The organism is Aquitalea sp. (assembly GCF_030150775.1).
Taxonomy (GTDB): Bacteria; Pseudomonadota; Gammaproteobacteria; order Burkholderiales; family Chromobacteriaceae; genus Aquitalea; species Aquitalea denitrificans.
Genome location: NZ_JASLFG010000003.1, coordinates 1 through 14,805 on the forward strand (window position 1 = coordinate 1; position 14,805 = coordinate 14,805).

Consider the following 14,805-nt stretch of genomic DNA (forward strand, 5'->3'; position numbering starts at 1 on the left):
GGCGAACTGGTTACCAAGGGTGAGCGCACCGCCGATGTCTTCAACCCGTCCACCGGCCAGGCCGTGCGCAAAGTCGAGTTGGCCAGCCGCGCGACCGTGCAGGAAGCGATCGACTCCGCCAAGGCGGCCTTCCCGGCCTGGCGCAACACCCCGCCGGCCAAGCGCGCCCAGGTGATGTTCCGCTTCAAGCAGCTGCTGGAGCAAAACAAGGAGCGCATCGTCCAGCTGATCAGCCAGGAGCATGGCAAGACCATTGAAGACGCCACCGGCGAGCTGCAGCGCGGCATCGAAAACGTGGAGTTTGCCTGCGCCGCACCGGAAGTACTGAAGGGCGAATACAGCCGCAACGTCGGCCCGAATATCGATGCCTGGAGCGATTTCCAGCCGCTGGGCGTGGTGGCCGGCATCACCCCGTTCAACTTCCCGGCCATGGTGCCGCTGTGGATGTACCCGCTGGCCATTGCCTGCGGCAACTGCTTCATCCTCAAGCCGTCCGAGCGCGACCCCAGCTCCACCCTGCTGATTGCCCAGCTGCTGCACGAAGCCGGCCTGCCCAAGGGCGTGCTGAATGTGGTGAACGGTGACAAGGAAGCCGTTGATGGCCTGATCCAGGCACCGGAAGTGAAAGCCATCAGCTTTGTCGGCTCCACCCCGATTGCCGAATACATCTACACCGAGGCCAACAAGCGCGGCAAACGCGTACAGGCGCTGGGCGGTGCCAAGAACCACGCCGTGGTGCTGCCGGATGCCGACCTGGACAACACCGTCAATGCGCTGATGGGCGCGGCCTACGGTTCCTGCGGCGAACGCTGCATGGCCATTTCCGTGGTGGTAACCGTGGGCGACCAGGTGGCCGACAAGCTGGTGGAAAAACTCAAGCCCAAGATTGCCGAGCTGAAGATCGGTGCCGGCACCTCCTGCGGCCTGGACATGGGTCCGCTGGTGACTGGCGCGGCGCGCGACAAGGTGGTGGGCTATATCGACAGCGGCGTGGAGCAAGGCGCAACCCTGGTGGTGGATGGTCGTGGCCTGAAGGTATCCGGCTGCGAGGAAGGCTTCTTCGTCGGCGGCACCCTGTTCGACCACGTCAAGCCCGGCATGAAGGTCTACGAAGAAGAAATCTTCGGCCCGGTGCTGTGCATCGTGCGGGTGAACAGCCTGGAAGACGCCATGCAACTGATCAACGACCACGAATACGGCAACGGCACCTGCCTGTTTACCCGTGATGGCGAGGCTGCGCATCTGTTCTGCGATGAAATCGAAGTGGGCATGGTGGGCATCAACGTACCGCTGCCGGTGCCGGTGGCCTATCACAGCTTTGGCGGCTGGAAGCGTTCGCTGTTTGGCGACCTGCACGCCTACGGCCCGGATGGCGTGCGCTTCTACACCAAGCGCAAGACCATCACCCAGCGCTGGCCGCAACGCGCCAGCCACGAGGCTTCGCAGTTCGCCTTCCCCAGCCTATAAGCGCAGTACAGCAGACGGCTACAACAGCCCCCGTCCGGTGATGCCGGGCCGGGGCTGTTTTGTCTTGTTGCGGGCAAAAATCGCCAAATTGCTGCCAACAGCGGCATCCTTGCATTAATTTACACGGGATCAATACTTGGCACACAAGTGGTTTACAAATTGCATTTAGCATTCAGGCTTTGGAAATCACTGTCCCTGGCCCATGAAAACCCCGTCCTCCCTGCCCGCCCTGCTGTCCCGCAAACGTCTGCTGCTGCCCTTGTCCGTCCTGCTGCTTGGTGCCAGCGGCTTCCTGCTGTTCAAAAGCCTGTCACATGCCCAGAACATGCCACCGCGCGACATGGTGACACCGGTACAGGTGGCCAGCGCCCGCCGTGCCGACGTGCCGGTCTACCTCAACGCCATCGGCACGGTCACTGCCAATGTCAGCGCCACGGTTACCAGCCGGGTGGATGGCGTGCTGCAGGCGGTGTACTTCACCGAGGGCCAGTGGGTGAAACAGGGCCAGTTGCTGGCGCAGATCGACCCGCGCGCCTATCAGGCCAGCCTGAAGCAGTACCAGGGTGCGCTGGCCGAACACACGGCCTTGCTGCACAGCGCCGAGCTGACGCTGGAGCGCTACCGCAAGCTGTACGCCAGCGACTCGCTGGCCAAGCAGGATCTGGACAGCCAGATCGCCAGCGTCGAGCAATACCGTGGTGAAGTCAAAACCGACCAGGCGCAGATCGAGTCCGCCCGGCTGAACCTGGACTTCACCCGCATCACCGCCCCCATCAGCGGCTTTGCCGGCCTGCGCCTGACCGACCCGGGCAATATGGTGCATTCCACCGACACCACCGGCATCGTCGCCATCAGCCAGTCGCGCCCGATTACCGCCACCTTCAGCCTGCCGGAGGCCAATCTGGCCGATGTGCTGCCGCTGTTGCGCCAAGGCAAGGCGCTGCCGGTGGACGCCTATAACCGCGAACGCAGCACCCTGCTGGCCCATGGCGAAGTGAAGTTCATCAGCAATGCCATCGACACCAGCACCGGCAGCGTCAAGCTCAAGGCGGTGTTTGCCAATACCGACGACAAGCTGTTCCCCAACCAGTTCGTCAATATCCGTCTGCAAACCACCACCCTGCCGCAGGCCGTCATCGTGCCATCGGCAGCGGTACAGCTGGGCAGCAATGGCAGCTATGTCTATGTGGTGAACGGCAACCACACCGTCAGCAAGAAAAACGTCAGCACCGGCCCGGCAAACGGTGACTGGGTGGTAATCAGCAAGGGCGTGGACGCCAGCGCCAGCGTGGTAACCGCCGGCATCGACCACCTGCACGAAGGTGCCAAGGTAGCGCCGGTAGGCGACAACAGCCGTGGCAGCAAGGTGGGCCAATGAACCCGTCGCGCTGGTTTATCGAGCGGCCGGTCGCCACCATCCTGCTGATGGTGGCGGTGCTGCTGTCCGGGCTGTTTGCCTACCGCATGCTGTCCACCTCGGCGCTGCCGCAGGTGGACTACCCCACCATCCAGGTCAGCACCCTTTACCCCGGTGCCAGTGCCGAGGTGATGACATCGTCCGTCACCGCGCCGCTGGAGCGCCAGTTGGGCCAGATGGCCGGCCTCAGCCAGATGTACTCCACCAGTTCCGGCGGGGCCTCGGTGATTACCCTGCGCTTTTCGCTGCAACTGTCACTGGATGTGGCCGAACAGGAAGTGCAAGCCGCCATCAATGCCGCCAATGCCTATCTGCCGGACGACCTGCCCAATCCGCCCACCTATAAGAAGGTGAACCCGGCTGACAGCGCGGTGATCAGCCTGGCGGCCAGTTCGGACGACCTGCCGCTGACCCAGGTGCAAGATCTGGTCAACACCCGGCTGGCACCCAAGCTGTCGCAGATTTCCGGCGTCGGTCTGGTCAGTCTGGCTGGTGGCCAGCAGCCGGCCATCCACGTACAGGTGAACCCGGCGGCACTGGCCGCGCATGGCCTGACACTGGCTCAGGTCAATACCCTGATCAGCAACAGCAATGTGAATGGTTCCAAGGGCGGTTTTGACGGCCAGCACCACTCCATTACCATCGACGCCAACGACCAGATCCGCTCTGCCGACGAGTACGGCGCGCTAATCCTCACCTACCAGAACGGCTCGGCATTGCGCCTGCGTGATATCGCCAGCGTCAGCCAGGCGGCGGAAAACCGCTATCTGTCGGCCTGGGCCAACAACAAGCCGGCCATCATCATTAATGTGCAGCGCCAGCCGGGCGGCAATGTCATCAATGTGGTGGACAGCATCCAGCAGGCACTGCCCACGCTGCAGGCCGCGCTGCCGGACAGTGTGAAAATCAGCGTGCTGTCCGACCGCACCCAGACCATCCGCGCCTCCATCGACGATGTGCAGTTCGAGCTGTTGCTATCGGTGGCGCTGGTGGTGATGGTGACCTTCCTGTTCCTGCGCAATGTGCAGGCCACGCTGATTCCCAGCATTGCCGTGCCGCTGTCGCTGGTGGGCACCTTTGGCGTGATGTATCTGGCCGGTTTCAGCCTGAACAACCTCACCCTGATGGCGCTGACCATTGCCACCGGCTTTGTCATCGACGACGCCATCGTGGTGGTGGAAAACATCGACCGCCTGCTGGCCAGCGGCAAATCGCCGCGCGAGGCGGCGCTGCTGGGTTCGCGCCAGATCGGCTTCACCATTATCTCGCTCACCTTCTCGCTGATTGCGGTGCTGATTCCGCTGCTGTTCATGGGCGATGTGGTGGGCCGGCTGTTCCGCGAATTTGCCATCACGCTGGCGGTGTCCATTCTGGTGTCCATGGTGGTGTCGCTCACCCTCACCCCCATGCTGTGTGCGCAGCTACTGCGCCATGTGCCACCGGAGCGCCAGAGCCGCTTTGCCCGCCGTGGTGGTGAAATCTTCGATGCCATGGTGCGGATGTACGACCGCCTGCTAACCGTGGTGCTGAACCATCAGCGCCTGACCCTGCTGGTGGCCACGGCCACCCTGGCGGTGACCGCGCTGTTGTACGTGCTGATGCCCAAGGGCTTTTTCCCGGCGCAGGATACCGGGCTGATCCAGGGCATTACCGTGGCGTCACAGGATGTGTCCTTCAGCGAGATGGGCCGCCGCCAGCAGGCGCTGACGGCCATTCTGGCGCAGGACCCGGCGGTGGACAGCATTGCCTCCACCATTGGCGTGGACGGCAATAACAGCAGCCTCAACACCGGCCGCCTGCAAATCAGCCTCAAGCCCTTTGCCCAGCGCAGCGAACGCGCCCCGGCCATCATCCAGCGCCTGAACAGCGCGGTGCAGAAGGTAGCCGGCATCACGCTCTACCTGCAGGCCGCGCAGGACCTGAGCATTGATGACCAGGTGACCCCGGCGCAGTACCAGTTCACCCTCAGCGACCCGGACAGCAGCCGGCTGGCCAGCCTGACCCCGCGCCTGCTGCAGGCCATGCGCCAGAACCCGGTATTCAGCGCTGCCACCAGCAATCTGCAAAACCAGGGCATGGTGGCCGACATTCATCTGGACCGCGATGCCGCCGGTCGCTACGGCATAACTGCTGCCGATGTGGACGCGGCCCTGTACAACGCCTATGGCCAGCGTCTGGTCTCCACCATCTTCACCCAGGCCAACCAGTATCGCGTGGTGCTGGAAGTGGCAGCCGACTACCAGCGCAGCCCGCAGGCGCTGGAGGACATCTATCTGGCACCGTCCACCACATCAAGCAGCAGCACATCCAGCAGTAGCAGTTCCAGCAGTCTGGTGCGTCTGGGCAGCATTGCCACGGTCAGCCAGCGCAGCGGCCCGCTGATGTATGGCCGGATCGACCAGTTCCCGGCGGTCACCTTCTCCTTCAACCTGGCCGCCGGACACTCACTGGGCGATGCCCACGCCGCGCTGCAGCAGATTACCGACACCCTCAAGCTGCCGGACACCACCACGCTGAGTTATCAGGGTGCCGCAGCAGCCTTCCAGAGCGCTTCGGCCAACACGCTGTGGCTGATTCTGGCCGCGCTGCTGACGATGTATATCGTGCTGGGCATGCTGTATGAAAGCTTCATTCATCCGGTCACCATCCTGTCCACCCTGCCCTCCGCTGCGGTGGGGGCCATGCTGGCGTTGCTGCTGAGCGGCAGCGAATTCAGCATGATTGCGCTGATCGGGGTGATCCTGCTGATCGGCATCGTCAAGAAAAACGCCATCATGATGATCGACTTCGCGCTGCAGGCCGAGCATGAGCAAAGACTGTCGCCGCGCGAGGCCATTCATCAGGCTTGCCTGCTGCGCTTCCGTCCCATACTGATGACCACCATGGCGGCGCTGATCGGCGCGCTGCCGCTGATGCTGGCCTCCGGTTCCGGGGCCGAGCTGCGTCAGCCACTGGGACTGGTAATCGTGGGCGGGCTGATCTTCAGCCAGATTCTTACCCTGTTTACCACGCCGGTGATCTACCTGCTGTTTGACCGGCTGGCCGTGCGCTGGCGTGCCGCCATGGCACAACGTCGTCAGCAAGAGGCTGCGCGATGAATCTGCCACGCTTTTTCATTGCCCGTCCGGTGGCCACCCTGCTGCTGACACTGTCCATCCTGCTGCTGGGGATTCTGGGCTTTACCCTGCTGCCGGTGGCACCGTTGCCGCAGGTGGCGTTTCCCACCGTGATGGTGTCGGCCTCGCTGCCCGGGGCCAGCCCGGAAACCATGGCCGCCACCGTGGCCACGCCGCTGGAGCGCAGTCTGGGACAGATTGCCGGCATCACCGAGATGACCTCCACCAGCTCGCAAAGCTCCACCACCGTCATCCTGCAATTTGCGCTGGACCGCGACATCAACGGCGCGGCCCGGGATGTGCAGGCCGCCATCAACGGGGCGCGCAGCCTGCTGCCCAGCAGCATGCCTTCGCTGCCCACCTACCGTAAGGCCAATCCGTCCGACGCGCCCATCCTGATGCTGGCACTCACCTCCAAAAGTCGCAGCCGTGGCGAGCTGTACGATCTGGCATCCAGCTATCTGCAGCAGAAAATCGCCCAGGTCAACGGCGTGGGCGAGGTATCGGTACGCGGCGGTTCGCTGCCGGCCGTGCGGGTGGATCTGCAGCCACAGCAGCTGAGCCATCAGGGCATTGCGCTGGACACCGTGCGCAGCGCCATTGCCAATGCCACCTCCAATATCGCCAAGGGCCAGCTGGATGGTGACAGCACGCGCTGGCAGATCCACAGCAACAGCCAGCTGGACAAATCGGCCGACTACCGCACGCTGGTGATCACCCGCGCCAATGGCAGCATTGTGCGGCTGAGCGACGTGGCCCGCGTCTACGATGCGGTGGAAGACCAGTACACCGCCGGCTATTTCAACCAGCAGCCCTCGGTGATGATAGGCATCACCCGCCAGTCCGATGCCAACATGCTGGAGACCATCGACGCCATCAAGGCGCAGTTGCCGGCCCTGAGCAAGTCCCTGCCCGGCGATGTGGAACTGCACATCGCTACCGACCGTTCCGGCACCATCCGTTCCTCGCTGCATGCCACCGAGGAAACCCTGCTGATTGCCGTGCTGCTGGTGATCGTGGTGGTGTTCGTATTCCTGCGCAATCTGCATGCGGTGCTGATTCCCGCCCTCACCCTGCCGGTATCGCTGATCGGCACCTTTGCCGTGATGTATCTGTGCGGCTACAGCCTCAACAACCTGACGCTGATGTCGCTGATCATTGCCACCGGCTTTGTGGTGGACGATGCCATCGTGGTGCTGGAAAACATCACCCGGCATATCGAGGCCGGCATGCGGCCCTTGCGTGCCGCGCTGCAAGGGGCCAGTGAGGTCAGCTTTACCGTGCTGTCGATGACGCTGTCGCTGATTGCCGTGTTCATTCCCATTCTGCTGATGGGCAGCATTGTCGGCCGCCTGTTCCGCGAGTTTGCCGTCACCCTGGCGGTGTCGCTGATGATTTCGCTGCTGATGTCACTCAGCCTCACGCCCATGCTGTGTGCCTATCTGCTGCGCAAGCACCAGCCGGGCGAGCGCGCGCCCAACCGTCTGTCGGGCTGGGTGGAGCGCGTGCTGCAAAGCCTGCAGACCGGCTATGCCCGCGCGCTGGCCGGGGTGATGCGCCACCGCCTGCTGACGCTGCTTAGTTTGTTGCTGACGGTGGCGCTGAATGTGTGGCTGTATACCGCCGTGCCCAAGGGCTTTTTCCCCGATCAGGATACCGGCATGCTGATGGGCCAGCTGCAGGCAGACCAGAACGTCTCCTTTGCTGCCATCAAGCCCAAGCTGCTGCAGTATTCCGCCATCCTGCTACGTGATCCGGCGGTGCAAAGCGTGATGATTTCCACCGGCAGCGGCGGCTTTGGTTCGCGCAACAGCGCCAATCTGTTCGTGCAGCTGAAGGACCAGAGCCAGCGCCAGGACAACGCCTTCCAGATTGCCCGCCGCCTGAGCATGCGCACCCACAATCTGCCCGGTGCCCAGCTGTTCCTGATGCCGGCGCAGGACTTGCGCATAGGCGGGCGCAGCGCCAATGCCACTTATCAGTACAGCATTCGCACCGATGATCTGGCCGTGCTGCGCAGCTGGACTCCGCGCGTGGAGGCGGCACTGAAAAAACTGCCGCAACTCACCAATGTCAGCTCGGATGCCCAGGCTGGCGGGCAGGAGGTGATGATCACCATCGACCGTGACAAGGCCAGCGCGCTAGGGGTGAACATGAACACCATCGACACCCTGCTGAACAATGCCTTCAGCCAGCGCCAGGTGGCCACCATCTACCAGTCGCTCAACCAGTACCACGTGGTGATGATGCTGGCACCGGACTACACCGCCGATCCGCAAACCCTGCAGGACATCCAGGTGGTGACCTCGGCCGGTACGCAAATTCCGCTGTCCAGCTTTGCCAGCTTCAGTGGCAACAGCGCCGCATTGGCAGTAGCCCATCAGGGACAGGCGGCCACGGCTACCGTGGCGTTTGATCTGGCTGCCGGCGTATCGCTGGATCAGGCCGACCAGGCCATCCGTCAGGCCATGGTGTCCATCGGCCTGCCACGGCAGATCCAGTCCGGCTTCCAGGGCACGGCCAAGGAGTTCGAGGCGCTGACGCGCACCATGCCCTGGCTGATCGTGGCCGCGCTGGCGGCGGTGTATATCGTGCTGGGCGTGCTGTATGAAAGCTATATCCACCCGCTCACCATCCTGTCCACCCTGCCCTCGGCCGGGGTGGGGGCGCTGCTGTTGCTGCAGCTTAGCGGCATGCAGCTCACCGTGATTGCGCTGATCGGCATCCTGCTGCTGATCGGCATCGTCAAGAAAAACGCCATCATGATGATCGACTTCGCCCTGCATGCGCAGCGCAGCCGCCAGTTGAGCGCGGCACAAGCCATCGTGGAAGCCTGCCAGCTGCGTTTTCGCCCCATCATGATGACCACGCTGGCCGCCTTTTTCGGCGCGCTGCCGCTGGCGCTGGGCCATGGCGGCGACGCCGACCTGCGCAGCCCGCTGGGGGTGGCCATTGCCGGCGGCCTGGCGCTGAGCCAGCTGCTTACCCTGTTTACCACGCCGGTGGTCTATGTCTATCTGGACCGCCTGAGCCAGTACACGCGCGCGCACTGGCGCCGCCTGCTGTCCGCACCGAAAGAACACGCATGAGCCACACCATCAAGCATCGTCCCCTTACCCGCCTGCTCGGCCTGGCCCTGCTGGGCCTCGGTCTGGCTGGCTGCGCCGTCGGCCCGGACTACCAGCGCCCCAAGGTGGATGTCTCCACCCGCTTCAAGCAGATGGATGGCTGGAAGCAAGCCAGCCCCGCACACACCAGCCTCAGTGCCAACTGGTGGGATGGCTATGGCGATGCCGAACTGTCCGCCCTGCTGGCACAGGTGAGCGTGTCCAACCAGAACGTGGCCAGCTATCAGGCCGCCTATCAGAAAGCCAGGGCGCTGGTCAGCGCCGCCAATGCCGGCTTCTTTCCCACCGTCAGTGCCAGTGCCGCCAGCAGCCGTTCCGGCGGCAACAGCACCAGTACCAGCCGCAGCAACAGCGCCGGCCTGAGCGCCAGCTGGGAACCGGACTTGTGGGGCAAGCTGCGCCGCACTGCCGAGCAGGATAGCGCCAGCGCCCAGGCCAGCCAGGCCGAGCTGGCCGCCGCCACCCTCAGCGCGCAATCCACGCTGGCGCAGGATTACTTCCAGTTGCGGGTACTGGACGAACAAATCCGCCTGTACCAGCAAACCGTCAGCGCCTACCAGCGCTATCAGCAGATCATCCAGCAGCAGTACGCGGTGGGCAGCACCTCGCGCGCCACCCTGTCCACGGCGCAGACCCAGCTGGAAAGCGCCCGCGCCGCGGTACTGGATGTGCAATGGCAACGCGCCCAGCTGGAACACGCCATTGCCGTGCTGATCGGCAAGCCGCCGGCCGAATTCAGCATCAGCGCCAAACCGCTGGCCTACACCATTCCGGCCATTCCGGTGGGCCTGCCCTCGCAGTTGCTGGAACGCCGTCCCGACATTGCCTATGCCGAACGTAATATGGCCGCCGCCAATGCCGCCATCGGCGTGGCCAAGGCCGCCTACTTCCCCGACCTCACCCTCAGCGCCAGCGGCGGCTATAGCAGCTCGGCCTGGCGCAAGCTGTTGAGCGCACCCAATGCGGTATGGTCGACCGGGCTGGAATTGAGCGGGACGGTGCTGGATTTCGGTGCCACCGCCGCCAGTGTGCGCCAGGCCGAGGCCAGCTATGCCGGCCAGCTGGCCACCTATCGCCAGACCGTACTGAGTGCGCTGCAGGAGGTGGAAGACTATCTGGTAGAACTGCACACGCTGGAACAGGAAATTGCCACCCAACGGCTGGCAGCAGGCAGTGCACAGGATGCCGAGCGGCAATACCGCAACCAGTATCAGGCCGGCATGATCAACTACCTGAACGTGGCCACGGCCCAGGCCACCAGCCTGAGCCAGCAGCAAAGCCTGCTCAGCCTGATCAAGCAGCAACTGGTAAGCAGTGTGGAGCTGCTGGTGGCACTGGGTGGCGGCTGGGATGCCGCCAGCCTGAACCGGCAACAGGCGGACTGAGTACCAGCAGACTGATTGCAGGCATGAAAAAGGGAGTCCCAGCGGGACTCCCTTCAGATTATTGACAAACCTCTTCTCGCTTTCTGAATAGAAAGCGAGGCTCCCTTTCTGGGAAAGGGCGGGGGGATTGGGAATAGATGGGAAGGCTGCGGAATCAAGTGCGTGGTCGGAAGGCCCGGCTTTGCCGGGTCCAGTACAAGCGCATCAAATGACTTTGTCAGCAGCCTGAAGGGAGTCCCATCGGGACTCCCTTGTTGTATCCGCTCGTGATCAGAAGCGGTATTCGGCATTCACCCCATAGGTACGCGGCGCGCCCACATAGAAGCCGGTGGTACGCATGCCCAGCACCAGTGTCTGGTTGAAGGCATTTTTCACATAGCCACGCAGGGTGATGTCATGCGTCAGCGCATAGCTCAGCCCCATGTTGACCAGGGTGTAGTCACCGCCCATGGCCGTCTTGGAGTTGGCCGCATCGGTGTAGTACTTGCCGACATACTGCGCATTCAGCCAGCTTTCCCATTGGCCCCAGTGGCGTTTCACGCTGGCCGAAACCGTGGTTTCCGGTGCGTAGGTCAGCTGGTTGCCGGTGGCCGCGCTTAGCCCGCTGGGGGCCTGGTCGATGCGGCTTTGCAGCAAGCCGATACTGGCACCCAGCTCCCAGCCACCGGCCAGTGGCAGCTCCGCCCCCAGCTCCAGGCCATCGGTATGCGCCTTGGGCATGTTGTAGAGGATGGACGAGTAGCTCATCTGGTAGTTGTCGTAATCGTTGTAGAACAGGTTGGCGCTGAATTTCAGCTGCTGCCAGCGCGTCTTGAGCATGGCTTCGTAAGAATTCACGCTTTCGCTGTCGTACTGGTACACCGCGTAGTTGTGGCTGGTGTCAAACGACACGCCGCCCGGGTTATAGCCCTTGCGCACCACGAAGTTGAGATTGGTATCGTCCGACCAGCGATAGCTGACCCCGGCCTTGGGCAGCAGGCTGGTCTTGTCGATGTCGGCCTGCAGGCGGTGGTTGTTGTAGACGATATTGCGCTGCTGTTCTTCCTTCTCCACCCGCACCCCGCCCAGCAAGGACCAGGCCGGGCTGAGTACCCACTCGCCATCACCATACACGGCACCGGTCTTCACGCTATCGCTACCGGACAGCGTGGCGGCACCATAGGCGCTCAGGTCCTGGTCGCGCTGGTACAGGTACATGCCCAGCACGCCATTGACCGCACTATCCGGGCGCTTGAACACCACGCGGCCTTCCACGGTGTGGTTCTGGTCATCCATGCCCAGCGTCATCGCGGTGGGGCGTTGCACGAAGCCGATATGGTTGTCGCTGAAGCTGTACTGCAGGTAGCCGGTGACGCCGGCAGCAAAGGCATACTGCGATTCCAGCGTGGCGGTGGTGTTGTTGGAATCCTGCGTGCGGTAGTTATTGCTGGTGGAAGCAATATAGGTGTAAGCCGATACCGGATTGCTCACCTGGTTCAGGTAATCGCCCTGGTACTGGCGATGCGACAGCGTCAGCTTGGCCTGGAAATCCGGCATGGATGCCGGCGTCCACAATAGCTTGCCGCGTACATCGTAGTTTTGCACATGGGACGGGTTGTCATTGCCGGTCTTACCGGCGTACTGGATGTAGTCGTTCCCCCTCACCCCCTGCGCGGTCAGACGGTAGGCCAGCTCATCCTTTACCAGCGGGCCGGATACCATGCCGGCGGCGTTGGCACGGCCATCGGCGGTTTCCCAGCCCAGGCGCAACGCGCCTTCCGGAACAAAGCTGGGATCGCGGGTCTGTACCAGCACCGCACCGCCAATGGCATTGCGCCCCTGGGTGGTGGATTGCGGGCCGCGTAGCACTTCCACCTGTTTCACATCCCACATGTCGGCATCCATATACTGCTGGCCGGTCCAGGCCTCGGCCACGCCATCCAGCATGGTGGCTACCCGCGGGCGGGCACCGCCAAAGAAGGTATACAGGCCGGTGGCCGGGCCGGTGCTTTCCACGCCGCGGATATTGATGCCGCCAGCCGGGTTCACCACGGCATTGGGTACTTTTTGTGCCAGTTCGTTGACCGAGGAAATATCCCCCTTCTCCAACTGGTCCGCCCCCACCACGGTCACCGCCGTGGTGGCCTTGCTCAGGCTGCGCGGCATTTTCTCGCCACTCACCACCACGGTGTCCAGCTGGCTGTCCGTGGCAGCTGCTGCCTCGCCATGGGCCGCGCCGGCTGCCAGTGACAGCAGGCTGCCGGTCAGTGCCAGCAGCACCTGTCGTGCCAGGGGATTCAGTCGAAGTTCATCACGCTGTGTCATCTTGCGGTTCTCGTTAAGGTCGGTAGTCGATGGGGAATCAATCCGGGGCAAAAGCCAGGCGTAGTACGCGGGCGTAGGCGTAGATGGCCATTTCGCCGTGGTCGTGGTCGGGTACCACGCGGAAATCGGTGTCAAGGCCGGGCACGGCCTGCATGCGGGCGGCAAAGGCTTGTGCCTTTCCCAGCATGTTGCGGGCCTCTACCCGCGTCTTGCGTGCAGGATCGGCACTGACTGCGGCAGCTGGCTGCTCGTTACCGCCTATCCACAAAGCCAGCCGTGCCGCAGGTGGCTGACTGAAGCCCATGTCGGCTACCCGGCCCTCGGCAGCCCACAGCGAGGGGCTGATGGCAAAGTAGCGCTGGAAGGCGGCAGGCTGTTGCAACAGCCGGTACAGGGTGAACAGGCCGCCATAGGAATGTCCCAGCAGCGACTGGCGAGCCGGATTGATAGGAAAACGGGCGGCAATCTGCGGTTTGAGTTCGCGTTCGATGAACAGGGCAAAGGCATCGGCCCCGCTGGGGCTGGAAGTGGATTGCAGCGGCGGCAGGTAATCGCGGCTGCGCAAATCCCGTGTTTGCAGCATGTCACGCCCGTAGCCGATGGCCACCACGATGCCGGGGTCTGGTGCATTGCGACCATGCGCGGCCTGCATGGCCAACGCCTCTGCCGAACGCGGATTGGCCAGATGCAGGGCCGGGAAGCTGCTGTCACCATCCAGCGCATACAGCACCGGGTAGCCACCTGTTGGAGCCGGGGCGTCCGGTACCGACAGGTAGATGATGTAGTTTTGCCCGGTGTAACTGGATGTCATCCCGAACTGGCTGGCCCCGCGCAATAGCACCACGCCATCCTGCCCTGCCGCCAGGGCTGACGCTGTCCCCAGTCCCAGCCACAAGGCAAGGCAGGTAAGAAAATGGAAAACGGCTTGAAACTTGGCATTCATTAAATGATAATCCTTCTCATTATCATTAGTACGGCAGCCATTATCCGGTTTTGTCGTGCGCATTACCTTTGATCAAGATGCAGAATGCTTTTCCGCCCATGCACAATTGTCCTTCCCCCACCATGTGGTCGCAGGAGGCCAGCCCGGGCTTTCTGATCAGCGCCAACAGCCGTCAATCCCATAGCCATGGCCACCAGACCACCAATGCCCCCGGCCTGCGCCTGATCATGGTGCTGGAAGGGGAAATCGACTGCTGCCTGGACCGCGAGCACTTCCTGCTCAGCGCCCGCCAACCGGGGCAGAGCGCCATCCTGATTGCCAACCTGCACGATGAAGTCCGCTTTGAACGCCGCGCCAGCTGCATCGAGCGGGAAAGCAAGCTGTGCCTGACCATCAGCCCGCAATGGCTGGCGCAACACGATCTGCTGCTGCCGCCGGAACTTGGCCAGCGGCCGGGCAAGGCCGCCGTGCACGCCAGCGACTGGCAATGCAGTGGCCGGCTGGCCCAGCTGGGCTGGCAGCTACTGCGTCACCGCACCTCGCGCCCGCTGCTGGACAAGCTGGAAAGGGAAATGCTGGGCCTGCAGCTGCTGGCGGAAACCCTGGCCTGCCTGCTGCCGGAAGCCCAGCCCCGCAGCGGCCCGCATCGCGATAGCCTGCTGCGGCTCAAGGCCATGATTGATGCCGGTGCCGCCAATGACTGGGATATCGGCCAGCTGGCCGCCAGCGTGCACATGAGCAGCAGCACCCTACAGCGTCATTTCCGCCGCGAATTCGGCTGCAGCGTGATGGACTACCTGCGTGTGGCGCGACTGGAACAGGCCAGACAGGCACTGACAGAGGGCCAGTACAGCATCACCCAAATTGCGCTGGATGCAGGCTTCAGCTCCCCAGCCAATTTTTCCACCGCCTTTCGCCGCCGTTTTGGCATCACCCCGCGCGAAGCCATGCGTTGACACAGCACATTGCCGCTGCAGCAAACGTGCTTGCCGTGCCGGCAAACAAATGCAAGCCCGCTACCCGGCATACTGCAGCAGCAATCTGC

8 protein-coding genes are annotated in these 14,805 nt (G+C 63.1%); 6 read left to right on the top strand and 2 right to left on the bottom strand.

The window, feature by feature from the left end; genetic code table 11:
* From QVF59_RS00745 to QVF59_RS00765, 5 genes are all read left to right on the top strand, one after another.
* Nucleotides 1-1,467: CoA-acylating methylmalonate-semialdehyde dehydrogenase (locus QVF59_RS00745; RefSeq protein ID WP_287876766.1), on the top strand; the 1,467-nt coding region annotated here is incomplete at its 5' end.
* 202 nt (nucleotides 1,468-1,669) lie between these two features.
* Nucleotides 1,670-2,845 (top strand): MdtA/MuxA family multidrug efflux RND transporter periplasmic adaptor subunit, encoded by a 1,176-nt coding sequence (locus tag QVF59_RS00750; RefSeq protein WP_287876767.1) that lies wholly within the window; start codon nucleotides 1,670-1,672, stop codon nucleotides 2,843-2,845.
* Complete coding sequence (locus QVF59_RS00755) at nucleotides 2,842-5,982, top strand: multidrug efflux RND transporter permease subunit (RefSeq protein ID WP_287876768.1); 3,141 nt, start codon at nucleotides 2,842-2,844, stop codon at nucleotides 5,980-5,982. Before QVF59_RS00750 ends, QVF59_RS00755 begins: the two co-directional genes overlap by 4 nt.
* On the top strand, nucleotides 5,979-9,089 hold the full coding sequence (locus tag QVF59_RS00760) for a multidrug efflux RND transporter permease subunit (protein ID WP_287876769.1): 3,111 nt from the start codon (nucleotides 5,979-5,981) through the stop codon (nucleotides 9,087-9,089). Before QVF59_RS00755 ends, QVF59_RS00760 begins: the two co-directional genes overlap by 4 nt.
* The gene (locus QVF59_RS00765; protein ID WP_287876770.1) at nucleotides 9,086-10,513 is read left to right on the top strand and encodes an efflux transporter outer membrane subunit; all 1,428 of its coding nucleotides are present in this window, start codon (nucleotides 9,086-9,088) and stop codon (nucleotides 10,511-10,513) included. Before QVF59_RS00760 ends, QVF59_RS00765 begins: the two co-directional genes overlap by 4 nt.
* Before the next feature lie 270 nt (nucleotides 10,514-10,783).
* Here QVF59_RS00765 and QVF59_RS00770 read toward each other — a convergent pair whose 3' ends face one another.
* Nucleotides 10,784-12,817: a TonB-dependent receptor gene (locus QVF59_RS00770; RefSeq protein WP_287876771.1), complete on the bottom strand. Its 2,034-nt coding sequence runs from the start codon at nucleotides 12,815-12,817 to the stop codon at nucleotides 10,784-10,786.
* Nucleotides 12,818-12,854: 37 nt separating this feature from the next.
* Nucleotides 12,855-13,760 (bottom strand): alpha/beta hydrolase, encoded by a 906-nt coding sequence (locus QVF59_RS00775; protein WP_287876773.1) that lies wholly within the window; start codon nucleotides 13,758-13,760, stop codon nucleotides 12,855-12,857.
* Between the two features lie 77 nt (nucleotides 13,761-13,837).
* Here QVF59_RS00775 and QVF59_RS00780 point away from each other — a divergent pair, with 77 nt between their 5' ends.
* Complete coding sequence (locus QVF59_RS00780) at nucleotides 13,838-14,716, top strand: helix-turn-helix transcriptional regulator (protein ID WP_287876775.1); 879 nt, start codon at nucleotides 13,838-13,840, stop codon at nucleotides 14,714-14,716.
* The last annotated feature ends 89 nt before the right edge of the window (nucleotides 14,717-14,805 follow it).